Source organism: Microbacterium sp. HSID17254 (assembly GCF_003989315.1).
Lineage (GTDB): Bacteria > Actinomycetota > Actinomycetes > Actinomycetales > Microbacteriaceae > Microbacterium.
In genome coordinates, this window is sequence record NZ_RBLT01000002.1 from 79,152 (window position 1) to 101,479 (window position 22,328).

The following is a 22,328-nucleotide window of genomic DNA, read 5'->3' on the forward strand; positions in this document are numbered from 1 at the left end:
CTGGCATCTTCCCGGCGACGACCGGGGAGCGTCTGCGCGTTCAGCCGCGCCGCCCCGTTCCTCGCCGGTTGACCTTCCGCGACGTCTCCGGTCCGCCCAGCAGTCGCCGGATCGCCGTCTCCGGCGTCACGTCGAGGTCGAGCGTCCGCCCCCGACCGTACTGCCGGAACACACGGGGATCGATGTAGCTGTTGCGGGCGACCGCGGTCGTGTTGCCGAGGGCGGTCGCCGCCGCCTGCACCGCGAGACGTTCGGCCTGGTTCCGCTGACCGCGGCGGTCGAGGGCTCCGATGCGGGCGAGGGCGTCCGCGGCGATGATCGTGCCGTGCAGGGTCCGGAAGTCCTTGGCCGAGAAGCTGGCCCCGAGCACGTCCTTGAGGTACGTGTTGACCTCGGCGGGCGTGATCTTCACCCGCCGCCGGCCTTTCCGGTACGCCAGGAGGAAGGCGGTCGAGGCGCCGCTCGCGAAGTCGGTGAGGGCTTCGGCGAGGGATTCGTCGGTGATCTCGATCGCGGCGGTCTGTCCGCTCTTCGCCGGGAAGGAGAGGGCGACGTCGCCGCCGTCGATGCGGACGTCGCGGCGGCGGAGCGTGGTCAGGCCGCGGCTGCCGTGGCGCGCCAGGTATCGTTCCGAACCGATCCGCAGCGCGGCGTCGTCGAGGAGGCGGAAGGCGATCGCGAGGGCGCGCTCCTTCGTCTGCCCGTCCTCCTTGAGCGCCTTGGTGACCTGCGCCCGGGCGCTGGGCAGAGCTGCGGCGAGATCCAGCGCACGGACGAACTTGCGACGGTCGCGGGAGACCCGCCAGAGCGGGTGGTAGAGGTATTGCTTGCGCCCGGCGGTGTCGATCCCGACGGCCTGGATGTGCGCGAGCGGGTCGGCCGCGATCCACACGTCCTGCCATGCCGGCGGGATCACCAGGTCGCTGATGCGTTCGCGATCCGCCTCGGGCGCCGGCTCCCCCGTCGGATCGACGTACCGGAATCCCGAGCTCGTCCGCTTCCGTGTGAAACCCGGGTCCTGGCCGGGTACCACTCGCACCAGTCGCGCCATGCGTCTCTCCTCCCGCCGTGCAGCTCCTCCGAGTGTGGAGTGACCGCGGTCTCGGCGGGAAGGGAGTGGCGTCTCACCCCGCCGGCGTGCTATCCGCGTCGGCGTCCTTCGCGAAGACCGCCCGCATGTGGTCGCTGGTGAGGAAGTCCGCGATGCCGATCATGATCAGGCTGAAGACGATCTGCTCGGTGACCATCCAGACCGGGTAGAGGCCGGGGATCGCCGCCATGACGAGCGTGATGACGGGGAAGATCTGCGCGAACAACCGCAGCCGGAGGTAGGCCCAACGCCATCCGCGGCGCGCGCGCCAGGCGAAGTAGAACAGCGTCGCCGTCATCGCCAGCACCACGAGGGTGCGCATCCACACGGCGAACGGCACGCTGTCGCCGTCGGCGGCGAGCACCAGGGCGACCACCACGGCGCCGACCCCGAGCACCAGTTCGGCGACGAGCAGCCAGAGGATCCAGGTGAAGGCACGGACGGTCCGCGGATGGGTGCGACCGGCGTCGCTGATCAGCACACCGGCCTGCCGCCCACCCGCGATCCGGTCGAGACGGAGGAAGAGCGGTTCGAGGGCCATGCTCGGAGCCTAGACCGGCGGCGTCCGTTCGACCTCGTCCGTTCGATGGACCTCGGCGCTGCTGCCGTTGGCCGCTGCCGGGAGCACCCGCTCCAGTACGACCGCCAGCACGCCGACGGCGAGGCTGCCCGCGACCATGACCGCGATGAACCAACCGCTCACGCCGACGCCGAGGAGGACGCCCGCGACGAGCGGACCGAGGATGGCACCGCCCTGGAAGGCCGCGGAGTTGAGGGCGTTGTAGCGCCCGCGGGTGCGGTCCGTCGCGAGATCGTTGTAGATGGCCGGGATCGTCGGCTGCATCATCGTCTCCCCGAAGGCGAACACGCCCATGAACGCGATGACGGCGATCGCAGCCGTGACCGAGCCGGGAAGCAGGCCCGCGGCGCCGAGCATGACCCAGGAGACGGCCCAGATGAGGGCCATGACCTGCATGACCCTGGTGCGCCGGCGCCCGGTGATGAGCCGGAGGACGGCGAACTGCAGCAGCACGATGACGGCCGTGTTCACCGCGAACGAGATGCCGACGACGGCGGTCGAGACCTGGGCGATCTGACGGGCGTAGGCGGGGAAGCCCGCCTCGATCTGTCCGTAGCCGATGAAGACGGAGAAGAAGGTCAGCAGCGTCATCCAGAGCACCGCAGGGCGCCGCAGGATCTCCCGGTAACCGCCCTCGGTGGTCACGGCCGGGTCCGGGTCCGCCTGGGTGCGCACGTGCCGGAGCGGGCCGAGGAGCAGAGCGAGCGGGATGAGGCTCGTGGCCGCGTCGATGAGGAAGATCGTGGTGAACGTCGACGGCTCCGTCACGTCGACGAAGAAGCCGCCGATGATCCCGCCAACGCCGATGCCGAGGTTGACGAGGGCGAAGTTCACGCCGAAGTACTGCTGACGGACCTCGCCGTCGACCACCGAGGCGATGAGGGCGTTGAAGCCGGGCCAGGAGACCCCGAAGTTGATCCCGATGAGCACGACCGCGACCGTCGCGACGGCGGGATGCGTGGCGTAGGCGAGGAGCGTGCACCCCGCGATCATCGCCAGGAGGCCCACGATCAGCACGCGCCGGGCGCCGAAGCGGTCGATGAGCGTGCCGCCGGGACCGGTGACGACGAGCCCCGTGATCGCGATGAGGCTCATGAGCGCACCCGAGAACCCGAGGTCGAAGCCGCGGACCTCGTGGAGGTAGATGATCGTGAACGGCAGCGTCATCCCCCGCCCGAGGGTCTGGATCGCCACGGTCGACAGCAGCCAGCGTCCCTCGGTGGGCAACGCGTTCCAGAAGGACTTCATACCGATCACCTCGTCATTGTTCCAGGAGCCGGGGACATCAGATGACCGCCCGGGTCGCGGGGAACAAGCCGATATTCTGCGAACATGCCCGTGTCGTTCGAAGACTTCCGCTCCGCCCTCCCCCATGCACCGGCCCGTGACGCGTGGGGCCTCGTGCTCACCGACGCCGAGGCGCAGCAGGTCGCCGCGGACGAGCAGGCGAGCCGGGCGTGGTACGACTACTTCCTCGCGACCACGGCCACGGCGGCGCCCGCCCCCGCGGCGGCGGCACCGCTCGGGGGACACGAGCTCCCCGTCGCCGCCGCGCCGGGATTCGCCGCGGCACCCCCGCCGGCACCGGTCGCCGCCCCGTGGACCCCCACGCCCGCGGAGGGCCCGGAGCGGAAGAGCCGGGTCGGACTCTGGGTGACGCTGGGCATCGTGGGCGCGCTGCTCCTGATCGCCGCGATCGTGACGGTGTTCGCCTTCGCGACCGCACGCCACTGGACCAAGATCGACGTACCGGAGAAGCCCGAGACCTTCCACAGCGAGGAGTACGAGACCGGCAAGTACCTCGTCGCCGACGACGGCGTGAGCCCGTGCGCGGTGGACCAGGACTGGACGGACTGCATCGGGCTCATGGAGGCCGAGTACGCGGGAGCATGCGCCGGGGTCGACCTCGTCCCGGCCTCCGCGGACCTGTGCGCGCAGCACCGTACCGAGATCGACCGGATGATCGCGGAGGACGCGGACGGGATGTACGTGGCCTCCCTCGGCGACTTCGGGCACCTCACCCGGACGCCGGAGACCGCGACGCGCCAGGTCTCGAACGACGATGCCGAGCCGGCCGTCACGCATGAGGCCGTGTGCTATCTCGGGTTCCTCGGGGAGTGCGAGTAGCCGGTCAGCCATCCGCGGGTCTCGCCGGGGAGGGTGACCGAGCGTATCGTCGGGCACAGACGTGATCGGGTCGGGGACGAGGTGTCGACATGTGTCGGTGGCTGGCGTACGTGGGAGAACCGCTGCACCCATCGGAGGTGATCCTCGACGCGCGACATTCCCTCGTGGCGCAGTCTCTGGACTCGCCCCTCGGCGCGGAGACCGTGAACGGGGATGGGTTCGGCCTCGGCTGGTATCCGGTGTCGAACGGTGACGACTCTGGGCAGCCTCCGAAGCCTGGACTGTTCCGCAGCATGGAGCCCGCCTGGAACGATCTGAACCTGCGCGAGATCTCCCGCACGATCCGCAGCCCGCTGTTCTTCAGCCATGTGAGAGCTGCCGCCGGGCCGCCGGTCCAGCAGACCAACTGCCACCCGTTCCGGCACGCGAACTGGCTCTTCATGCACAATGGCGGCTTGGCGGACTTCGTGACCGTGAAACGCGACCTCATCCTTGCCGTCGATCCCTCCCTCTACCCCGAGATCCAGGGCACCACCGACTCTGAGGTACTGTTCCACCTCGCCCTGACCCTCGGCCTCCAGGACGATCCGATCGCGGGGATGCGGGCGGCCATCCGCGAGGCCGAGCGCGTGGGGCGCGAGCATGGCGTCCGCTTCCCGGTCCAGGGAACCTTCGCGGTGTCCGACGGCACCACCGTCTGGGCGTTCCGGTACTCGACGGCTGGGCGCTCCCGCTCCCTCTTCCACTCCACCGACATCGAGACTCTTCGCCGGATGTACCCCGATGCCGAACGGCTTCGCGTCTTCGGCCGCCGGGCGCACGTGATCGTGTCCGAGCCCCTCAACGATCTGCCCGGTGCATTCACAGAGGTCCCTGAATCGACGGTATCGATCGTGGATGAGGCGGGCTATCGGTACGAGCCCTTCCTTGAAGCCGCGTGAGGAACTGAGGCCACCGTGCCGGAAACGAAAACCCCCGCCGGAGCGGGGGTTTTCGAAGTGCTGGGGTACCTGGACTCGAACCAAGAACAACTGAACCAGAATCAGCCGTGTTGCCAATTACACCATACCCCAAGGGCGAAACCGGAGCCTCGCACCGAGAGTCAAGCTTACCCGAGCGGCGACCGATCACCAAAACCACCGGTGCCGTGTCGCCGCTCGGGCGCGTCGCGGATCAGTGGGCGAGGAACGCCGAGAGCGCGCGCAGGCGGCGCAGCGACTCGTCCTTGCCCAGCAGCTCCATCGACTCGAACAGCGGCGGCGAGACGCGGCGGCCGGTGATGGCCACGCGCGGCGGCCCGTAGGCCACGCGCGGCTTCAGCTCGAGGTTCTCCACGAGCGCCGTCGACAGCGCCTCCTGGATCCTCTCCGGGGTGAAGTCCGTGACCGGCTCCAGGGCGGTGACGCAGGCGTCCAGCACCTCGGCCGCGTTGGCCGGCAGCCCCTTGAGCGCATCCGCGTCGTACGACACCTCGTCGCGGAACAGGAAGCCGAGCATGCCCGGCACCTCGCCCAGCAGCTGCACGCGCTCCTGCACCAGCGGCGCCGCGCGGAACGCGAGGACGAGCTGCTCGTGGGTCGGCTCGTCGAACAGGCCGGCCGCGGCGAGGTACGGGACCGTGCGCTCGGCGAAGTCCTTCACGTCGAGCATGCGGATGTGGTCGCCGTTGATCGACTCGGCCTTCTTCTGATCGAAGCGGGCCGGATTGGGGTTCACGTTCTCGATGTCGAACGCGGCGATGAACTCGTCGAGCGAGAAGACGTCGCGGTCCGGGCCGATCGACCAGCCCAGCAGCGCGAGGTAGTTCAGGAGTCCCTCATGGATGAAGCCGCGCTCCCGGTGCAGGAACAGATCGGCCTGCGGGTCGCGCTTGGAGAGCTTCTTGTTTCCGGTCTCGCCCAGCACGAGCGGCATGTGGGCGAACCGCGGCACGAACGTCGTCACACCCGCGTCGATGAGAGCGGCGTAGAGCGAGAGCTGGCGCGCGGTGGACGGCATGAGGTCTTCGCCGCGGAGGACGTGGGTGATGCCCATCAGCGCGTCGTCGACGGGGTTCACGAAGGTGTACAGCGGCACACCGTTGGGGCGCACGACGACGAAGTCCGGGAAGGATCCGGCGGGGAAGGTCACCTCGCCGCGGATGAGGTCGACGTACGTGAGGTCCTCGTCCGGCACCCGCAGGCGGAGGGCGGGCTGCCGGCCCTCGGCGCGGAAGGCGGCCTTCTGCTCATCGGTGAGGTCACGGTCGAAGTTGTCGTAGCCGAGCTGCTTCGCGCGGCCGTTGGCCTCGTTGCGGGCGTCGATCTCCTCGGCCGTCGAGTAGCTCTCGTAGAGCGCGCCCGTCGCGAGGAGCTTGTCGATGACCTCGCGGTAGATGTCGTGCCGCTCGGACTGGCGGTACGGGGCGTGCGGGCCCCCGACCTCGACGCCCTCGTCCCAGTCGATCTTCAGCCACGTGAGCGCGTCGACGAGCTGGCGGAAGCTCTCCTCGCTGTCGCGGGCGGCGTCGGTGTCCTCGATGCGGAACACCATCTTCCCGCCGTTGTGACGGGCGTACGCCCAGTTGTACAGAGCCGTGCGGACCATGCCGACGTGCGGCAGCCCCGTCGGGGAGGGGCAGAAGCGGACGCGGACGTCGGCGCCGCTGGCGGTCGTGGTGAGGGGATGCGGAGTAGCCATAGCCCTTCGATTCTACGGGTGCGGGCCGGTCAGCCCCGGCGCGAGACCGCCACGGCCGCGCGGTGCTCCAGCGGGAGCACCGCACCCACCCGGTGCGCGGCGACCGTCTCCTCGAACCCCGCGCGGAACCGGGATCGCTCGACAGAGGAGAGCCCCGCATACTGCGCCCCGGCGCCGGCCACACCGCCCTCGACCGAGACCCACAGGGCGTCCGGGTCGGCGCGCCAGGTCCAGGTGTGCTCGCTGACCGACACCTCCGGGAGTCCGGCCTCGACGAGCATGGCCGCGAAGCCGTCCGCCGTGCGATCGAAGTCCTCCTCGGCCGGAAGCCTCTCCCCCGCAGACGGCGGCAGCCCCGCGCGTTCGACGACCTCTGTCCAGAACCACGACGGGGAACGGGTCCAGGTCGTCGCGGCGACCGCTTCCCGTGCGACCCGCGCCAGCTCGCGGGCGGCGGTCCGCGGGGAGGAGACGTGGTTCAGCACGAAGTTCGCCACGACGGCGTCGACGGAACGGTCGTCGAAGGGCAGCGTCGGCAGGCAGCCGTCGATGGTGCGCAGCGTCGGGTGCCGCCGGCGGGCGACGGCGCGCATGGTCGGCTCGGGTTCGCAGGCCGTGACGTTCCACCCCAGACCGGCGAAGCGGGCCGCGAGGCCACCCTCCCCCGCCCCGACGTCGAGGAGGCTGCGACCCTCCGCTGGTCCGAGGGCGGAGGCGAGGACATCGACCGTGCCCGCGCACAGGGCGGCGTACGAGGCGGCATAGGCCTCCCCGACGCCGTCCCAGGCTTTCACCGCGCGCTGCTCCGGGCGAGCGGCGACAGCGCGACGATCGCGAGGACGAGTACGGAGGCCGCGATGCCGAGTCCGGCGTACTGGAAGTTCGACAGCACGACGCCGGCGAGGACGGACCCGGCGGCGGCCGACAGGCTCATCAGCGAGTCGCTGCGTCCCTGCCGCCGCGTGCGGACGTCGGGGGCCGAGGCCTCGGTGAGCAGGGCGGCGCCGGCGACCGTGGCGGCGCTCCACCCGAGGCCGAGGAGGATGAGCGCCACCATGACGCCCCACGCCTCGGTGCCCGCGAAGACGGCGAAGGCCAGGGCACCGCCGAGCAGCGCCTGCCCGAGCAGCACCACGCGCAGCCGCCCCCAGCGGTCGGCCAGCACTCCGAACACCGGCGAGAGCGCGTACATGCCGCCGACGTGCAGCGCGATGGTGATGCCGACGAGTGCCGAGACGTCGGCCGGGGTCGCCGCCGCACCGTGGGCGCCGTGCGCCATGTGGGACAGATGCACGGGGGTCATCGCCATGACCGACGCCATCACCACGTGCGAGCCCGCGATCGCGAAGATCGCGTAGCGGGCCACGCGCGGGCGGTCCGCCACGGCGGCGCTCGTCGTGGCGGCCGCCGCCTGCGCGAGTCGCTGCGCGGCGAGCAGCGGATCCGGGCGGAGGGCGACGAGGTAGAGCGCGAGCGCCGCGCCCTGCGCCACGAACGAGAAGACGTACGAGCCGGTCTGCGGCGGCATGCCGATCGCCTGGCCGACGATCTCCCCCGGACCGAGCAGCAGCGGGCCCGCCACGCCGCCGATCGTCGTGGACCACACGACGATCGAGAGGTCGCGCCCACGATGCTGCGGGGCCGCGAGGTCCGTGGCCGCGAACCGGGACTGCAGATTGCCGGCGTTCCCCGCACCGATCAGCAGGATGCCGACGAGCAGGAGCGGGAAGACGCGCACGGATGCCGCGAGGATCACCACGGCGATGCCGACGAGGGCGAAGAGATTGCCGAGGGTTAGGGCACGACGCCGTCCGAGGCGCGCGGCCATCCGGGCCAGCGGGATCGCGCAGACCGCGGCTCCGAGGGTCACCGACGCCGTCGCGAGTCCGGAGAGCGCGTCGCTGCCGGAGATGTCCGCGGCGAGCAGCGCACCGAGCGACACGGTGGCTCCGAACGCGATGCCGCCGAGCACCTGCCCCAGCGACAGCACGAGCACGGTGCGGCGCTGGACCGCTTGCTGCTGCGTCGCCGTGAGGGCGACCTCGGTCATGACGCGGGAGCGGCGTCGCGCGCGGTGTTGCGGAGGATGCCGAGTCCGGAGATCTCGACCTCGACCGTGTCACCCGCCTCGAAGGTGCCCACGCCGGCGGGGGTCCCCGTCATGATGACGTCACCCGGAAGGAGCGTGAACACCGCGGAGGCGTACTCGATGATCGCGGCGACCGAGTGGATCATGTCGGTGAGCGGCGCATGCTGGCGGACCTCGCCGTTCACCCGCGTCTCGATCGTGGCCTGCGTGGGGTCGAAGTCCGTCTCGATCACGGGGCCGAGCGGGCAGAACGTGTCGAAGCCCTTCGCCCGCGACCACTGCCCGTCCTTGCGCTGCAGGTCGCGCGCCGTGACATCGTTGCCGATCGTGTAGCCGAGCACGTGGTCGAGGGCGTTCTCCGCCTTCACGTTCTTGGCGATCCGCCCGATCACGACCACGAGCTCGCCCTCGTACTCCGTCCGCTCGGACAGCGCGACAGGACGCACGATCGCGTCGTCCGGGCCGATCACGGCGGTGTTCGGCTTGAGGAACAGCAGCGGCTCCTCGGGGGCCACTCCTCCCATCTCGGCCGCGTGGTCGTGGTAGTTCTTCCCGACGCACACGACCTTGGAGCGCGGGATCACGGGCGCGAGCAGCGTGGCATCGGTCAGCGGGATACGCGCGCCGGTCGTCTCGTACCCGGAGAACATCGGGTCCCCGGCGAGGACCACGAGCTCGCGGTCGTCGATGATCCCGTACATGATGGCGTCGTCGTGGCGGAACCGAGCGATCTTCATCCCTCCACCCTAGATCCCCTGCTCCCCCGTCGAGACCCCGCTCTCTCGTCGAGACCCCGGCTCACGTGCGGAGGCGGGGTGGGGTCTCGACGCGACCCCGGGGGCTCGACAGACCTCAGCCGGGCGGGCGGATGCCGAACGCGGCGAGCCGGCGCCCGAGATCCTCGGGGGTGCGGATGTGCGAGGAGCCCCAGCGCACCACGCGCCACCCCGTGACCCCACGGATCTCGTCCTCGCGGTGCTTCTCCGCCATCACCGCATCGGCCGCCGTGGGCGTCGTCCGCAGCTCCGCGTCCCGGTACTTGTCCTCCCCGTCGAACTCCCCGAAGGCCTGCGACCGCGGGAACCCGAAGTCGGCGAAGTACCGCGCGCCGTCGGGGCCGACGACGGGGATCTGCAGATCGATGTCCCGGAAGCCGAGTCGGTGGAGCTGCAGGCGGCTCACGCTCTCGCCCGGAAGCTGCGCCCGTCCGTCGGCGAAGGCTCCGATCCACCGCGCGCGACGCACGCCCCGGAGCCCCGCCACGCACAGCCGGTCGACCTCGGCCCGCCAGGCGTCGACCTCACCGTGGTCGACCTCGTGTCCGTCGATCGAGACCATCCGCAGAGCCGCGTCCCCGGCCGCGACGACGGCCTCCGGGCGCAGCAGCCGGGCGAGGTCGACCACGGTACGGATCAACGAGGTGCACCGGATCCCGTGCCGCCGGACGATGTCGCTCTCATCGAGCGTCATCTGGTGTCGGACGACCCCGGCCTCGGTCCTGCTGTGCCGACGGCTGCGGATCGCGGTGTGCACGTCGTCCCGGATCGGCCCCACGAGCGGCAGCCCCCAGAGCGCCGCCGCGGAGAGATGCGAGAACACCGGACCTCCGCCGAGGCTGGCCCGACGGACGGCGCACACCCGCACGAGCTGCCTTCCCTCGGGCCACAGCTGGCCCCAGACCTCCGCGTCGACATACGCCCCGCGGTGCACCCGTCGCAGCCTGCCGTGCGCGACCGCCTCCCTCAGCTCCCGTTCCGTGACCCCCGTGTCGAGGACCTCCTCCCGCGATCGCACAAGATCCCAGGCTTCGGAGAACGAGAGGCGCCGCGACATCCCCTCACTCTCCCCCGCCTACTCCCCTCACCTCTCGTTCTCCACACCCCCCACCTCTCTTCCCCCACTCCCCCCGCATTGTGCAGGAACAGTCCCAGCGCGCGAGCCCCCCGGTACACGCCGAGACCCCGCCTTCCACGCGTCGACACGGCGGGGTGTCGGCGGGAAGACGGGGTCTCGGGGAATCGGATCAGGCGTCGAGGCGGAGCAGCCAGCCGTGCTTGTCCTCGCGGCGCCCGTACTGGATGTCGGTGAGCTCCTCACGGAGGGACAGCGCCAGCTCGCCCAGCGGCTGCGGCTCGTCGAAGCCCTCGCCCACGAGCGCTCCGATCGGGGTCACGACCGCGGCCGTGCCACAGGCGAACACCTCGACGATGTCACCGGAGGCCACGCCCTCACGCCACTCGTCGATCGAGATCGGACGCTTCTCGACCGTGTAGCCGCGGTCCTCGGCCAGCTGCAGCAGCGAGTCGCGCGTGATGCCCTCGAGGATGCTGTCCGACTCGGGCGTGACGACACGACCGTCCTTGAACACGAACACGACGTTCATGCCGCCGAGCTCCTCGACATCGCGGTTCTCGTTGAGGAACACGACCTGGTCGCAGCCCTTCGCACTGGCCTCGGCCTGCGGCAGGAGGCTGGAGGCGTAGTTGCCGCCCGTCTTCGCCTTGCCGGTGCCACCGCGACCCGCGCGGGCGTAGTCCTCGGAGAGCCAGATCCGCACGGGCTTCACGCCGCCCGTGAAGTACGCACCGGCGGGGCTCGCGATCACGTAGTAGGCGACCTTCTGCGCCGCGCGCACGCCGAGGAAGGCCTCCTTGGCGAACATGAACGGCCGCAGGTACAGGCTCTGGTCGGCGCCGGAGGGCACCCAGCGGCCGTCGACGGCGATGAGCTCGCGCAGCGACTGGATGAAGTACTCCGTCGGCAGCTCCGGCAGCGCCAGGCGGCGGGCGCTCGCCTGCAGGCGCGCGGCGTTGCGGTCGGGACGGAAGGTGTGGATCGAACCGTCCGCGTGCCGGTAGGCCTTGATGCCCTCGAAGATCTCCTGCGCGTAGTGCAGCACGGACGCCGCGGGGTCGAGCGGGATCGGGCCGTAGGGCTGCACGCGCGGACGGTGCCAGCCGCCCTTGGCCGACCAGCAGATGTCGACCATGTGGTCGGTGAAGACGACCCCGAAACCGGGGTTCTCCAGCACTTCGGCGACGCGTGCCGGCGAGGCCGCGTTCAGGTTCTTCGTCACGGCGAACTCCAGGGGAGCCACGCTCGTCTCGGCGTCGATCGTCGTCATGTCGTCATCCAATCCTCGTGGGGTGGGCGCATCCTCGCGCCCTGTCAGCCTACGCCCGCCGTTCAGAGACGGGCAGTGATCGCGGAGCCGATCTCCGCGGTGGTGCGGGCACCGCTGCGGGCGGCGATGTCCGCCTCGACCGCGGCGCTGACACGCGCCGACTCGGCCGTCAGGCCGAGGTGGTCGAGCAGCAGCGCGATGGAGAGGATCGCGGCGGTCGGGTCGGCCTTCTGCTGACCCGCGATGTCCGGAGCCGAGCCGTGCACGGGCTCGAACATCGACGGGAAGGCGCCATCGGGGTTGATGTTCCCCGAGGCGGCGAGGCCGATGCCGCCCGTGACGGCGCCGGCGAGGTCGGTGAGGATGTCACCGAAGAGATTGTCCGTCACGATCACGTCGAAACGCGAGGGATCGGTGACGAGGAAGATCGTGGCGGCGTCGACGTGCAGGTAGTCGACGGCGACGTCGGGGTGCTCGGTGGCGACCTCGTTCACGATGCGCTGCCAGATCGCACCGGCGTGCACGAGCACGTTGGTCTTGTGCACGAGGGTGAGCTTCTGACGGCGGCGCTCGGCAAGCGCGAAGGCGTAGCGGACGACCCGCTCGACGCCGAACGCCGTGTTCACGGAGGTCTCGTTCGCGACCTCCTGCGGCGTCCCCTTCCGGATCGCTCCGCCGTTGCCGACGTAGGGCCCCTCCGTCCCTTCACGGACCACGACGAAGTCGACCTCGCCCGGGTCGGACAGCGGACCGGGCGCTCCGGCGAAGAGCTTCGAGGGGCGCAGATTCACGTAGTGGTCGAGGGTGAACCGGAGCTTCAGCAGGAGTCCGCGCTCGATGTTCGCGTCCTTCAGGCGCGGGTCCCCCGGCGTGCCGCCGACCGCGCCGAGGAGGATCGCGTCGTGGGCGGAGATCGCGGCGAGGTCCTCGTCGGTGAGCGTGTCGCCGGTCTCGAGGTACCGGCCGGCACCGAGCGAGAAGCGGGTCTTGTCGAACGTCACGGCGCTGTCGGCGGTGACGGCGTCGAGCACCTTCTCCGCCTCGGCGATGACCTCGGGACCGATGCCGTCACCCGGGATGACGGCCAGCTTCACGACACGCGACATGAGACTCCTTGCGCACTGCACGGGGGTGGACCGGCCGCGGCGCGACCGCGGGTCGAACGGGCCGGTCCCCCCAGCGTAGTGGTCAGTGCGTGGGTGCCTTGCGCAGTGTGACGGCCGCGATGACCGCCGCGACGACGACGAGGCCCGCACCGATGAGCGACGTGACCGTGACTCCCGAGCCGAACGCGTCGGCCGCCGCCTGCCACAGGGCGTCGCCGAGCGCGGCCGGGAGCTCGTGGGCGGCGGTGTACGCGCCGGCCAGCGTCTCCTGCGCAGCGCGGGCCACCTCGGCCGGAAGCCCCTCGGGCAGCACCAGCGCGCCGCGGTAGAACGCGGTGATGATGCCGCCGAGGATCGCGGTCCCCAGCACGGCGCCGAGCTCGTACGCCGTCTCGGACACCGCGCTCGCGGCACCCGCCTTCGCCGCGGGGGCGCTGGAGAGGATGAGCTCGTTCGAGATGGTCTCGGCCGCACCGATGCCGATGCCGAGGACGACGAAGGCGAGGATGAGCGGTGCCACGCCGTGCTCGTGCGTCGTGAACGCGACGATGAGGTACCCCGCGACGGAGAACACCAGCGCCGCTGGGATGAGCACATGCGGCGGCACCCGCCGCGAGATCGGCACCACCGTGAGTCCGGCGACGATCATGGCCGCCATCCCGGGCACGAGAGCGAGGCCCGCGACCATCGGCGAGAGCCCCAGCACGAGCTGCAGGTGCTGCGAGACGAAGTAGAGGAACCCGACGAGGGCCACGACGCTGAGCAGGTTCACCAGGATCGCGCCCGAGAACGACCCACGGCGGAACAGCGCCATGTCGAGCATCGGGGTGTCGGCGCGGAGCTGACGGCGCACGAACAGCGTCCCCATCACAAGACCGAGCAGAGCCCATCCCCCGGCGTACAGCGACGGACCGTCGACCGCGAACGACTTGATCGCGTAGACGACCGGGATCATCGCGGCCATCGAGAGGGCGATGCTGAGCGGGTCGATGCGGCCGGGGTTGGGGTCACGGCTCTCCGGCACGAGCAGCGGTGCGGCGATGAGCAACGGGATGAGGACGGGGACGGCGATGAGGAACACCGAGCCCCACGCGAAGTGCTCGAGGAGGAAGCCCCCGACGATCGGGCCGAGCGCGGATCCGGCGGAGAACGCGGACGCCCAGACCGCGATGGCCATGCGGCGCTGGTCGCGGTTCTGGAAGATCGATCGCAGCAGCGACAGCGTCGACGGCATCAGCATGGCGCCGAAGAAGCCGAGCAGCGCACGGGCGGCGATCAGCAGGCCCGCGGTCGGCGCGAAGGCGGCCAGCGCGGAGACCACGGCGAATCCGGTGGCGCCGATGAGGAGCAGGCGGCGACGCCCGAAGCGGTCCCCGAGCGTTCCCATGGTCACCAGGAGTCCGGCGAGCACGAGCGGATAGACGTCGATGATCCAGAGCTGCTCGGCCCCGCTCGGCGCGAGCGAGATCGAGATCTCGGGCAGCGCGAAGCTCAGCACCGTGTTGTCCACCGACACCAGCAGCACCGGGAGCATGAGGACGACGAGCGCCGCCCACCCCCGAGCCCCGACGCGGGAAGCTTCCGTCTCTGTCGTCGGGATCGACGCAGTACGGGTCATGGAACACCTTTCCTTCCTGCGGACGACTCGTTACTAAACCGTCCGGCTGGTATAGTAACAGATGCCGCCCTCCCGTTTCCGCTCAGAGGATGACCGATGCCCCGCCCTCCCCTCGCCCGCGAGAAGGTCCTCGACGCCTTCGAGGCGATTCTCATCGACGAGGGCGAACGCGCCGCGACGCTCGAGGCCACGGCGAAGGCCGCGGGCGTGTCGAAGGGCGGCCTGCTCTACCACTTCCGCTCCAAGGACGACCTCGAGGCCGGGCTCCTGGAGCGCCTCGACCACCTGACCACGCTCGACCTGGAGCGCATGCGCACCGCCGACGAAGGTCCCGTCGCGTACTACGTCCGGACCTCGGTGATGGAGGACGACGCCCTCGATCGGGCGCTCATCGCCACGACCCGGCTGGCCCAGGGCGGTTCGACCGCCGCGTCCGACATGCTCCGGGATACCCGGCGCCGCTGGGCGGAGACGATCCGTCCGCACGTCCGTGACACCGCCAGCCTCGACCTCGTGATGCTCGTGAGCGACGGCCTCTACTTCAACAACTCGCTCGACGTGCACGGGCCTGAGCGCCTGGTCCCGCGGAGCGACGAGCTCGCAGACCTCATCGCGCTCGTGCTGCGCGCCACCGCCTGACGCCGGATAAGGCTGCAGATACGGAGAAGGGCGGGAGCATCGCGCTCCCGCCCTTCTCCCCCGCTCTGCGGTGTCAGACCTCGGTGATCTCGATCTGACGGAAGAGGTCGGCGTCGATGGCGCCGCGCACGTCGTCCAGCAGCTCCTCGGACACGGGCGAGTCGAGCGTCAGCACGCTGAGCGCCTGGTCGCCCGCCGCGAGCCGCGAGATCTGCATTCCGGCGATGTTGATCCCGGCCTCGCCGAACTTCTGCCCGTAGACGGCCACGATGCCCGGGCGGTCGGTGTAGAGCATCACGACGTGGTGCTTCTCGATCGGCAGCTCCAGGGCGTGGTCGTTGATGCCGACGAGCTTCTCGGCCTGCTTCGGTCCGGTCAGCGTGCCCGACACCGAGAGCTGCGATCCGTCGGACAGCGCCCCCGTGAGGGTGATGACGTTCCGGTACTCCTCGCTCACGTCGTCCTTGAGCAGGCGCACCGTGATGCCGCGCTGCTCCGCCAGGAGCGGAGCGTTCACGTACGACACGGTCTCGCTCACGATGTTCGTGAAGACACCCTTGAGGGCGGCGAGCTTGAGCACGCTCACGTCGTAGTCGTTGAGCTCGCCGTGCACCTCGACGTCGAGGCTCGTGAGCGGCGACGTGGCCAGCGCAGCGAAGATCTGGCCGAGCTTCTCCACGAGCGAGATGCCGGGACGCACGTACGGGTCGATGACGCCGCCCGCGACGTTGACCGCGTCTGGGACGAGGTCGCCGCCGAGCGCGAGCCGCACCGAGCGCGCGACCGAGACGCCGGCCTTCTCCTGCGCCTCTTCCGTGCTCGCACCGAGGTGCGGGGTCACGACGACGTTCGGGAGGTCGAGCAGAGCGCGGGCGCTCCCGCCCTCGGCCGGGGGCTCGGAGGTGAAGACGTCCAGGCCGGCGCCGGCGATCTCGCCGGCGACGAGCGCCTCGTGCAGCGCCTCCTCGTCGATGAGCCCGCCGCGGGCGACGTTGACGACGAAGGCGGTCGGCTTCATGGCGGCGAACTGCTCGGCGCCGATCATGCCCGTCGTCTCCGGGGTCTTCGGCATGTGGATCGTGAGGAAGTCGGCCTCGGCGACGAGCTCGTCGAGCGAGAGGAGCTGCACGCCGAGCTGCTGGGCGCGCGCCGAGGTGACGTAGGGGTCGTACGCGACCACGCGCATGTCGAAGGCGGCGAGGCGAGCGGCGACGAGAGCGCCGATCCGGCCGAGTCCGACGATGCCGACGGTCTTCTCGAAGAGCTCGGCGCCGGTGAAGGAGCTGCGCTTCCACTGCCCGGCGGACAGCGAGGCGTGCGCGGCCGGGATCCGGCGGGCGAGGCTGAGGATGTGGCCGACCGTCAGCTCGGCGGCCGAGACGATGTTCGACGTCGGGGCGTTGACGACCATGACGCCGGCCGCGGTCGCGGCCTTGATGTCGACGTTGTCGAGGCCGACGCCGGCCCGCGCGACGACCTTGAGCTTCGGCGCGTGCGACAGCGCCTCCTCATCGATGCGGGTCGCGGAGCGGATGAGCACCGCGTCCGACTCCGCGAGGGCGGCGAAGAGCGCCTCGCGATCGGTGCCATCGACGTGGCGGACGTCGAAGTCGGGGCCGAGCGCCTCGATCGTGGCGGGAGAGAGTACTTCGGCGATGAGCACGACAGGCTTCGGCACAGTGGATCCTTCGGGGCAGCGCGACAGGCGGGAGGGGCCGATGCGCCGCACACCGTCGGGGGCGCGATCGCGACAACTCTACCGGAGCGCCGGGACCGCTCCGTGCCGTGTGACGGCGTGACGGATCCTGCTCAGGCGCTGGGCAGCGTCAGACTCAGCGCGAGCAGGCTCATCCAGAACACCGCGACGATCCCGAGTCCGGCGAGGAACGTCAGGGCGAGCTCGCCCACCCGGCGCCGCCGGCCGATCGCGAAGGCGAACCCGAACACGAGGACGGGGAACACCACGCCGAACAGGAGCGTCGCCCATCCGGTGCCGGTGAGGCCGGTCTGGGCCATGGTGATGAGGTGGGCGACCGCGTTCCACACCGCGTAGGCGTAGAAGAGCCCGGCGAGGGCGACGACGGTCCATACGAGCCAGCGCGGCGAGCCGGTCGCCACCGCGGACGGGGACTTCGGAGCAGTCATGAGCCGATCACCCCCACGGTCACGAACGGCCACGGAACGAGCAGCACGACGCCCGCCAGGAGCACGGCGGCGCGGATCCAGGAGGCCCGGCCCCGCGTCAGCACCCATGTCGCGAGGAACCACAGCGCGGGGGCGGCGATCGCCAGCACGAACCAGGGCAGGAACATGAAATCCGCGACGAGGAACGAGGCGAGCGGCTGCAGCCGGAGACCGCCCGCGATCCAGCCGAGGGTGTAGAGCAGGTAGACGCCGCCGACGACGCCGACGAGGACCAGCATCGCGTTGCTGAGCCCGGAGGGCGCCGCGGTCGCCTCGTCCCCCGACGCCGGTGCGGACGCCGCGGGCGTGACGGCCTCGGCCGGGGTCGGTTCCGGAGCCGGCGTGGTGCGCCGTGCGGCGTCCCGGGGGCGTCGCTCCGCGCTGTCGTCGCCCTCCCAGCTCAGGGCGTCGTCCGAATCGGATGTCATCTCTCCAGCGTAGGACACCGCGGCCACTAGGCTCGGGGATGCCTCGGCGGGGTCGCCGGGCACTTTCGGGGGAAAGGACAACCATGGCCGAGAACGAGCAGACGTCTTCCGCCGCGCCGCGTCGTGCCACGACCGGCGCCACGACCGGAGAGCCGCCCGCGGGCTGGACGCCGAGCCCGGAGGCCAAGGCCTCCGCGACGCGCTTCCGCATCATCGCCGCGGTCCTCTGGGCGCTCGCGATCGCGGGCGAGGCCGTCGGCATCTTCTGGCTCCTGCGCCAGCGCGAGTTCGTCGACGAGGGCGGCGCGCTCGTCCGCGATCCGGACACCGGCCTCCTGGAAGAGCAGGGAGCGACGGCGCAGTTCCCGCAGTGGGCGTTCGTCGCCCTGCTCGTCCTGCTGGTCGTGATCGCGGCACTGTCGATCATCGGCTCGATCCTGTGGAAGAAGGCCAACACCCTCGACCCGGCGCGGCGCGCGGACAGGACGCGGTTCTTCGTCCAGAACCAGCTCGGCGCGATCATCGCGGTCGTCGCCTTCCTCCCCCTGGTCATCCTCATCTTCCTGAACAAGGACATGGACAAGGGACAGAAGGCGACCGCCGGCATCGTCGGCATCGTCCTCGCCGTCCTCGCCGCGATCGTCGGGACGAGCTTCGCCCCGCCGTCCGTCGAGCAGTACACCGCGGACCAGTCCGCCGTGATCCAGCTCCTCGGGGCCGATGAGGTCGTGTGGGTCGACGGCGGCAAGGTCTATCACGTCTGCGACGAGGTGCCCGCGATCCAGACCGGCAGCGAGATCCGCACCGGCACCACCTCCGAGGCCATCGAGGCGGGGAAGATCCGGCTCACCCTGCAGTTCGCGTCCGAGCTGCGCACCTGCGGCCTGGCGGTGCCCGAGAACGCCGACGAGATCACCGAAGCCCTCCGCGCGATCCAGGCCGGCCAGGTCGACACGCCTCTGCCTGCTCCGGTCTGGGCCGACCCGACGGATGCGCCGATCCAGATCGAGGACGCCCCCGCCGACGCGGGCTGACGTCAGGAGGCGCCCAGGGCCTCGACGAGACGATCCTCCGCCGAGGCGAGGTGGGCACGCAGCACCGCGGCCGCGCGCTTCGCGTCCCCGGCGGCGACGGCCTCGAGCATCTCCGCGTGCTGCGCGGCGATGAGTTCCGCGTCGAGGAGACGCCGCCCCTGCACCTGCGCCATGCACAGCCGCACCTCGTCCAGCACGCTCCGGTACATGCGACTGGTGCGCTCGCTGCCCAGCGCATCGATGAGGGCCGTGTGGAAACGGAGGTCGGGGTCGACCGTCGCGGGATCGGGGCCCGGTGCCATCGCCTGCAGCTCGGCGTTCGCCGCCACAGCGGCCGCCGGCACGGCGGCGCTCTCCGCCAGTTCGCGCAGCGCCGCGCTCTCCAGCCGGATCCGCGTGCGGTAGACGTCGCGAACGGTCTCCGCCTCGATGCCGACCACGCGCGCCGTGCGATGCGCCGTCCGCACGAGCAGCCCGCTGGCCACCAGCTGCTCGATGGCCGCTTTCGCGCTGGGACGGGCGACGCCGTAGGCCTGGGAGACCGCCGCCTCGGTGAGCGGCTCCCCCGAGCGGATCTCGCCGGAGAGGATCCGGGTGCGCAGCTGTCCGGTCACGGCGTCGACCACGCCGACCACGCCGAGGGGGCGCTCCGCGATCGAGGTCATGCGGAACAGTCTAGTGAGGCGTCCGTCGTTCAGTACACTTGTCTGACAATCTTCGAACGGAGCAGAGGAGCACCGTGCCCACCACCCTCGACCACCCTCTCGACCCGGCGCTGCTGGGAGCCGAGACGCAGGTCCACGCCCGATCCATCGACCGGTTCGCCCGCGCCCACGACGCCTCGCATTACCTGCTCGTCCCGGACGCGGTGCTCTCCCCCGCGGACGCGGACGGCGTCGCCCGCGCGTTCACGGCGGTCCGGGCGGCCGGGCGCACGCTCACGTTCCGCTCCGGCGGCACCAGCCTCTCCGGACAGGGCATCAGCGGCGACATCCTCGTCGACACGCGCAGCCACTTCCGTGACATCCGCATCGAGGACGACGGCGCCGCGGTGCGGGTCGGCCCCGGAGCCACCGTCCGGCAGGTGAACACCCGGCTGGCCCGGTACCGCCGCAAGCTCGGGCCGGATCCGGCCAGCGAGATCGCCTGCACGATCGGCGGTGTCGTCGCCAACAACTCCAGCGGCATGGCCTGCGGCATCACGGAGAACTCGTACCAGACGATCACCTCGATGGTCGTCGTGCTCCCCAGCGGGACGATTCTGGACACCGGACGCGCGGACGCCGCGGACGTGCTCCGCGCCGCGGAACCCGCCCTGTTCGCCGGACTCTCGTCGCTCCGGGAGCGGCTGCTCGCCTCGCCCGAGAATGTCGCCTTCCTCCGACAGCAGTTCTCGATGAAGAACACCATGGGCTACGGACTGAACGCCCTGCTCGACTTCGACGACCCGGTGCGGATCCTCGAACACCTCCTCATCGGATCGGAAGGGACCCTCGGCTTCGTCGCGGAGGCCCGTTTCCGCACCATCGAGGTGCGCCCCGCGATCGCCACCGGTCTGCTCGTCTTCGATACGCTGTCGGGGGCGATGACCGCGCTCCCCGCTCTCACGGAGCTCGGGCTCGCGACGATCGAGCTCCTGGACGCCGCCTCACTGCGCGTCGCCCAGGGCCTGAGCGACGTCCCCGCCGCGATCTCCGAGATCGACGTCCAGGGCCACGCCGCGCTCCTCGTCGAGGTGCACGCCGCCGACGACGAATCCCTCGCCGTCGCGAGCGCGACCGCGCAGGCGCACTTCGACGCCCTCCCCCTTGCCGTCACTCCGCGACTGACCACGGATGCGGCAGAGCGCGCCGCGCTGTGGCACGTCCGCAAGGGCCTCTACACGGCGGTCGCCGGAGCGCGGCCGTCCGGCACGACCGCCCTCCTCGAAGACATCGTCGTCCCCGTCCCCCGGCTGCTGGCCACCTGCGAACGCCTGATCGAGCTCTTCGCGGAGCACGGCTACGAGGGGTCGGTCATCTTCGGGCACGCGAAGGACGGCAACGTCCACTTCCTGCTGAACGAGCGCTTCGACGACCCCGACAGCGTGGCGCGGTACCGCCGCTTCACGGACGACCTCGTCGAGCTCGTCCTCGCGCAGGAGGGATCCCTCAAGGCTGAGCACGGCACCGGCCGCATCATGGCGCCGTTCGTGCGGCGGCAGTACGGCGACGAGCTCACCGACATGATGTGGGAGATCAAGCGGCTGTTCGATCCGGACGGCGTCCTCAACCCCGGCGTCGTGCTCTCCGACGACCCGGACTCCTATCTGCAGGACCTGAAGCGCGTGCCCACGGTCGAGCGGGAGGTGGACCGCTGCGTCGAGTGCGGCTACTGCGAACCCACGTGCCCGAGCAAGAGCATCACGCTCACACCCCGGCAGCGCATCGTGCTGCGCCGGGACATGGCCTGGGCCGAGGAGCAGGGCGACACGACGCTGCTGCGGGACCTGCGCGCGGACTACGACTACGACGGCGTGCAGACCTGCGCGGTCGACGGCATGTGCGGCGTCGCGTGTCCGGTGGACATCAACACCGGCGACCTCGTCCGCCGCCTCCGCGCCGAGCAGGAGAACGCCGTGGAGGGGGCCGCGTGGGGAAGGGCGGCGAAGCACTGGAGCACCGTCACGCGCGCCGGGGGCGTCGCCCTGACGGTCGCCGACGCGCTTCCCGTCCCGCTCGTGCGCGGCGCGACGCGGATCGGACGGGCGGTGCTCGGCGCCGACACCGTGCCCCTCTATGACGGCGGCCTCCCCCGCGGCGGCACTGCTCCGGCGCGACCGGTGTCCCCGCCCGATGCGCAGGCCGTCTTCTTCGGCGCCTGCATCGGCACGATGTTCGGCCCGGAGGACGAGGGCCCCGGCTCCCGCGACGCCCTGCGCGCGCTGCTCGACCGCGCCGGGATCGCCGTCGTGGTCCCCGAGGAGAACGGCGGGCTCTGCTGCGGGACGCCGTGGAAGTCCAAGGGACACCTCGACGGCTATCGCCTCATGTCGGACCGGGTGCTGGCCTCGCTCTGGGACGCCAGCCGCCACGGGGAGCTCCCGGTCGTCTGCGACGCCGCCTCCTGCACCGAGGGCCTCGACGTGATGCTCACCCAGGCCGTCGCCGCCCATCCGGAGTACGCCGGTCTGCGCATCGAGGACGCCACCACGTTCGTCGCGCGGGAGGTGCTGCCGCGCCTCTCCGTCGATGCGAAGCTCCCCTCGATCGCCGTGCATCCGACCTGTTCGACGACCGCGCTCGGCGCGACGGGCGCGCTGACAACGATCGCTGCCGCCGTCGCCGACGAGGTCTTCGTGCCCGACGGCTGGGGCTGCTGCGCGTTCGCCGGCGACCGAGGAATGCTGCACCCCGAGCTCACCGCGAGCGCGACGGCGCAGGAATCGGCCGAGGTCTCCGCGGCCGATGCGGCCCGCGGCGGCTTCGACGCCTTCGTGTCGGCCAACCGCACCTGCGAGATCGGCATGACCCGCGCCACCGGCCGCCCGTACCGCCACGTGATCGAGGTGCTCGAGGAGCGCACGCGCCCCTAGTCCAGCGACGAAGGGCCCCCGTCGGATCACCGACGGGGGCCCTTCTGCGGCGCCTG

The 22,328-nt window shown here is 71.0% G+C and carries 20 protein-coding genes and 1 tRNA gene; 5 read left to right on the forward strand and 16 right to left on the reverse strand.

Features of this window, described 5'->3' with window-relative positions:
* Window positions 1-40: 40 nt before the first annotated feature.
* The 3 genes from D8M34_RS01910 to D8M34_RS01920 all read right to left on the reverse strand — a co-directional run bounded on the left by D8M34_RS01910 (window position 41) and on the right by D8M34_RS01920 (window position 2,918).
* Window positions 41-1,051, reverse strand: a complete 1,011-nt coding sequence (locus D8M34_RS01910) for a DNA topoisomerase IB (protein WP_062634787.1) — start codon at window positions 1,049-1,051, stop codon at window positions 41-43.
* Between the two features lie 73 nt (window positions 1,052-1,124).
* Window positions 1,125-1,631, reverse strand: a complete 507-nt coding sequence (locus D8M34_RS01915; protein ID WP_071328486.1) for a hypothetical protein — start codon at window positions 1,629-1,631, stop codon at window positions 1,125-1,127.
* A gap of 9 nt (window positions 1,632-1,640) precedes the next feature.
* Window positions 1,641-2,918, reverse strand: a complete 1,278-nt coding sequence (locus D8M34_RS01920) for an MFS transporter (protein ID WP_126893004.1) — start codon at window positions 2,916-2,918, stop codon at window positions 1,641-1,643.
* An 84-nt stretch (window positions 2,919-3,002) separates the two neighbouring features.
* On the opposite strand from D8M34_RS01920, the gene D8M34_RS01925 reads away from it, so the two are divergent.
* The gene (locus tag D8M34_RS01925) at window positions 3,003-3,797 is read left to right on the forward strand and encodes a hypothetical protein (RefSeq protein ID WP_085606968.1); all 795 of its coding nucleotides are present in this window, start codon (window positions 3,003-3,005) and stop codon (window positions 3,795-3,797) included.
* An 89-nt stretch (window positions 3,798-3,886) separates the two neighbouring features.
* Entirely contained in the window at window positions 3,887-4,738 is an 852-nt protein-coding gene (locus D8M34_RS01930; protein WP_126893005.1) for a class II glutamine amidotransferase, read from the forward strand.
* A 60-nt stretch (window positions 4,739-4,798) separates the two neighbouring features.
* Here D8M34_RS01930 and D8M34_RS01935 read toward each other — a convergent pair.
* The 9 genes from D8M34_RS01935 to D8M34_RS01975 form a co-directional block, all read right to left on the reverse strand.
* A tRNA-Gln gene (locus D8M34_RS01935) sits at window positions 4,799-4,870 on the reverse strand.
* Window positions 4,871-4,970: 100 nt separating this feature from the next.
* Complete coding sequence (gene gltX, locus D8M34_RS01940) at window positions 4,971-6,476, reverse strand: glutamate--tRNA ligase (RefSeq protein ID WP_126893006.1); 1,506 nt, start codon at window positions 6,474-6,476, stop codon at window positions 4,971-4,973.
* A 29-nt stretch (window positions 6,477-6,505) separates the two neighbouring features.
* Complete coding sequence (locus D8M34_RS01945; protein WP_126893007.1) at window positions 6,506-7,270, reverse strand: class I SAM-dependent methyltransferase; 765 nt, start codon at window positions 7,268-7,270, stop codon at window positions 6,506-6,508.
* Entirely contained in the window at window positions 7,267-8,526 is a 1,260-nt protein-coding gene (locus D8M34_RS01950) for an MFS transporter (protein WP_126893008.1), read from the reverse strand. The genes D8M34_RS01945 and D8M34_RS01950 overlap by 4 nt, the downstream gene beginning before the upstream one ends.
* Window positions 8,523-9,302, reverse strand: a complete 780-nt coding sequence (locus D8M34_RS01955; protein ID WP_126893009.1) for a fumarylacetoacetate hydrolase family protein — start codon at window positions 9,300-9,302, stop codon at window positions 8,523-8,525. The genes D8M34_RS01950 and D8M34_RS01955 overlap by 4 nt, the downstream gene beginning before the upstream one ends.
* A gap of 115 nt (window positions 9,303-9,417) precedes the next feature.
* The gene (locus tag D8M34_RS01960) at window positions 9,418-10,398 is read right to left on the reverse strand and encodes a type IV toxin-antitoxin system AbiEi family antitoxin domain-containing protein (protein ID WP_126893010.1); all 981 of its coding nucleotides are present in this window, start codon (window positions 10,396-10,398) and stop codon (window positions 9,418-9,420) included.
* 190 nt (window positions 10,399-10,588) lie between these two features.
* Window positions 10,589-11,689, reverse strand: a complete 1,101-nt coding sequence (locus D8M34_RS01965; RefSeq protein WP_062634807.1) for a branched-chain amino acid aminotransferase — start codon at window positions 11,687-11,689, stop codon at window positions 10,589-10,591.
* 62 nt (window positions 11,690-11,751) lie between these two features.
* Window positions 11,752-12,795 (reverse strand): 3-isopropylmalate dehydrogenase, encoded by a 1,044-nt coding sequence (locus D8M34_RS01970; RefSeq protein ID WP_025103286.1) that lies wholly within the window; start codon window positions 12,793-12,795, stop codon window positions 11,752-11,754.
* Window positions 12,796-12,877: 82 nt separating this feature from the next.
* A complete protein-coding gene (locus tag D8M34_RS01975; protein ID WP_025103285.1) occupies window positions 12,878-14,413 on the reverse strand; it encodes an MFS transporter in 1,536 nt (511 codons plus the stop codon).
* A 96-nt stretch (window positions 14,414-14,509) separates the two neighbouring features.
* Between D8M34_RS01975 and D8M34_RS01980 the strand changes: the two genes are divergently transcribed.
* Window positions 14,510-15,052: a TetR/AcrR family transcriptional regulator gene (locus tag D8M34_RS01980; RefSeq protein WP_025103284.1), complete on the forward strand. Its 543-nt coding sequence runs from the start codon at window positions 14,510-14,512 to the stop codon at window positions 15,050-15,052.
* Between the two features lie 73 nt (window positions 15,053-15,125).
* On the opposite strand, the gene serA is transcribed toward D8M34_RS01980, so the two are convergent.
* The 3 genes from serA to D8M34_RS01995 all read right to left on the reverse strand — a co-directional run bounded on the left by serA (window position 15,126) and on the right by D8M34_RS01995 (window position 17,664).
* On the reverse strand, window positions 15,126-16,730 hold the full coding sequence (gene serA / locus D8M34_RS01985) for a phosphoglycerate dehydrogenase (RefSeq protein WP_025103283.1): 1,605 nt from the start codon (window positions 16,728-16,730) through the stop codon (window positions 15,126-15,128).
* 131 nt (window positions 16,731-16,861) lie between these two features.
* On the reverse strand, window positions 16,862-17,197 hold the full coding sequence (locus tag D8M34_RS01990) for a hypothetical protein (protein WP_085606921.1): 336 nt from the start codon (window positions 17,195-17,197) through the stop codon (window positions 16,862-16,864).
* Window positions 17,194-17,664: a hypothetical protein gene (locus tag D8M34_RS01995; RefSeq protein WP_126893011.1), complete on the reverse strand. Its 471-nt coding sequence runs from the start codon at window positions 17,662-17,664 to the stop codon at window positions 17,194-17,196. Before D8M34_RS01995 ends, D8M34_RS01990 begins: the two co-directional genes overlap by 4 nt.
* An 83-nt stretch (window positions 17,665-17,747) precedes the next feature.
* Here D8M34_RS01995 and D8M34_RS02000 point away from each other — a divergent pair, with 83 nt between their 5' ends.
* On the forward strand, window positions 17,748-18,698 hold the full coding sequence (locus D8M34_RS02000) for a hypothetical protein (protein WP_126893012.1): 951 nt from the start codon (window positions 17,748-17,750) through the stop codon (window positions 18,696-18,698).
* A gap of 2 nt (window positions 18,699-18,700) precedes the next feature.
* On the opposite strand, the gene D8M34_RS02005 is transcribed toward D8M34_RS02000, so the two are convergent.
* Window positions 18,701-19,363: a GntR family transcriptional regulator gene (locus D8M34_RS02005; RefSeq protein ID WP_126893013.1), complete on the reverse strand. Its 663-nt coding sequence runs from the start codon at window positions 19,361-19,363 to the stop codon at window positions 18,701-18,703.
* 74 nt (window positions 19,364-19,437) lie between these two features.
* Between D8M34_RS02005 and D8M34_RS02010 the strand changes: the two genes are divergently transcribed.
* Window positions 19,438-22,272: an FAD-binding and (Fe-S)-binding domain-containing protein gene (locus tag D8M34_RS02010; protein ID WP_126893014.1), complete on the forward strand. Its 2,835-nt coding sequence runs from the start codon at window positions 19,438-19,440 to the stop codon at window positions 22,270-22,272.
* The last annotated feature ends 56 nt before the right edge of the window (window positions 22,273-22,328 follow it).

What these genes read in the sequence shown, in the direction of transcription:
- D8M34_RS01910 (WP_062634787.1), bottom strand. Translation starts at nt 1,051, where the DNA reads ATGGCGCGACTGGTGCGAGTGGTACCCGGCCAGGACCCGGGTTTCACA.
- D8M34_RS01915 (WP_071328486.1), bottom strand. Translation starts at nt 1,631, where the DNA reads ATGGCCCTCGAACCGCTCTTCCTCCGTCTCGACCGGATCGCGGGTGGG.
- D8M34_RS01920 (WP_126893004.1), bottom strand. Translation starts at nt 2,918, where the DNA reads ATGAAGTCCTTCTGGAACGCGTTGCCCACCGAGGGACGCTGGCTGCTG.
- D8M34_RS01925 (WP_085606968.1), top strand. Translation starts at nt 3,003, where the DNA reads ATGCCCGTGTCGTTCGAAGACTTCCGCTCCGCCCTCCCCCATGCACCG.
- D8M34_RS01930 (WP_126893005.1), top strand. Translation starts at nt 3,887, where the DNA reads ATGTGTCGGTGGCTGGCGTACGTGGGAGAACCGCTGCACCCATCGGAG.
- gltX (WP_126893006.1), bottom strand. Translation starts at nt 6,476, where the DNA reads ATGGCTACTCCGCATCCCCTCACCACGACCGCCAGCGGCGCCGACGTC.
- D8M34_RS01950 (WP_126893008.1), bottom strand. Translation starts at nt 8,526, where the DNA reads ATGACCGAGGTCGCCCTCACGGCGACGCAGCAGCAAGCGGTCCAGCGC.
- D8M34_RS01955 (WP_126893009.1), bottom strand. Translation starts at nt 9,302, where the DNA reads ATGAAGATCGCTCGGTTCCGCCACGACGACGCCATCATGTACGGGATC.
- D8M34_RS01960 (WP_126893010.1), bottom strand. Translation starts at nt 10,398, where the DNA reads ATGTCGCGGCGCCTCTCGTTCTCCGAAGCCTGGGATCTTGTGCGATCG.
- D8M34_RS01965 (WP_062634807.1), bottom strand. Translation starts at nt 11,689, where the DNA reads ATGACGACGATCGACGCCGAGACGAGCGTGGCTCCCCTGGAGTTCGCC.
- D8M34_RS01970 (WP_025103286.1), bottom strand. Translation starts at nt 12,795, where the DNA reads ATGTCGCGTGTCGTGAAGCTGGCCGTCATCCCGGGTGACGGCATCGGT.
- D8M34_RS01975 (WP_025103285.1), bottom strand. Translation starts at nt 14,413, where the DNA reads ATGACCCGTACTGCGTCGATCCCGACGACAGAGACGGAAGCTTCCCGC.
- D8M34_RS01980 (WP_025103284.1), top strand. Translation starts at nt 14,510, where the DNA reads ATGCCCCGCCCTCCCCTCGCCCGCGAGAAGGTCCTCGACGCCTTCGAG.
- D8M34_RS01990 (WP_085606921.1), bottom strand. Translation starts at nt 17,197, where the DNA reads ATGACTGCTCCGAAGTCCCCGTCCGCGGTGGCGACCGGCTCGCCGCGC.
- D8M34_RS01995 (WP_126893011.1), bottom strand. Translation starts at nt 17,664, where the DNA reads ATGACATCCGATTCGGACGACGCCCTGAGCTGGGAGGGCGACGACAGC.
- D8M34_RS02000 (WP_126893012.1), top strand. Translation starts at nt 17,748, where the DNA reads ATGGCCGAGAACGAGCAGACGTCTTCCGCCGCGCCGCGTCGTGCCACG.
- D8M34_RS02005 (WP_126893013.1), bottom strand. Translation starts at nt 19,363, where the DNA reads ATGACCTCGATCGCGGAGCGCCCCCTCGGCGTGGTCGGCGTGGTCGAC.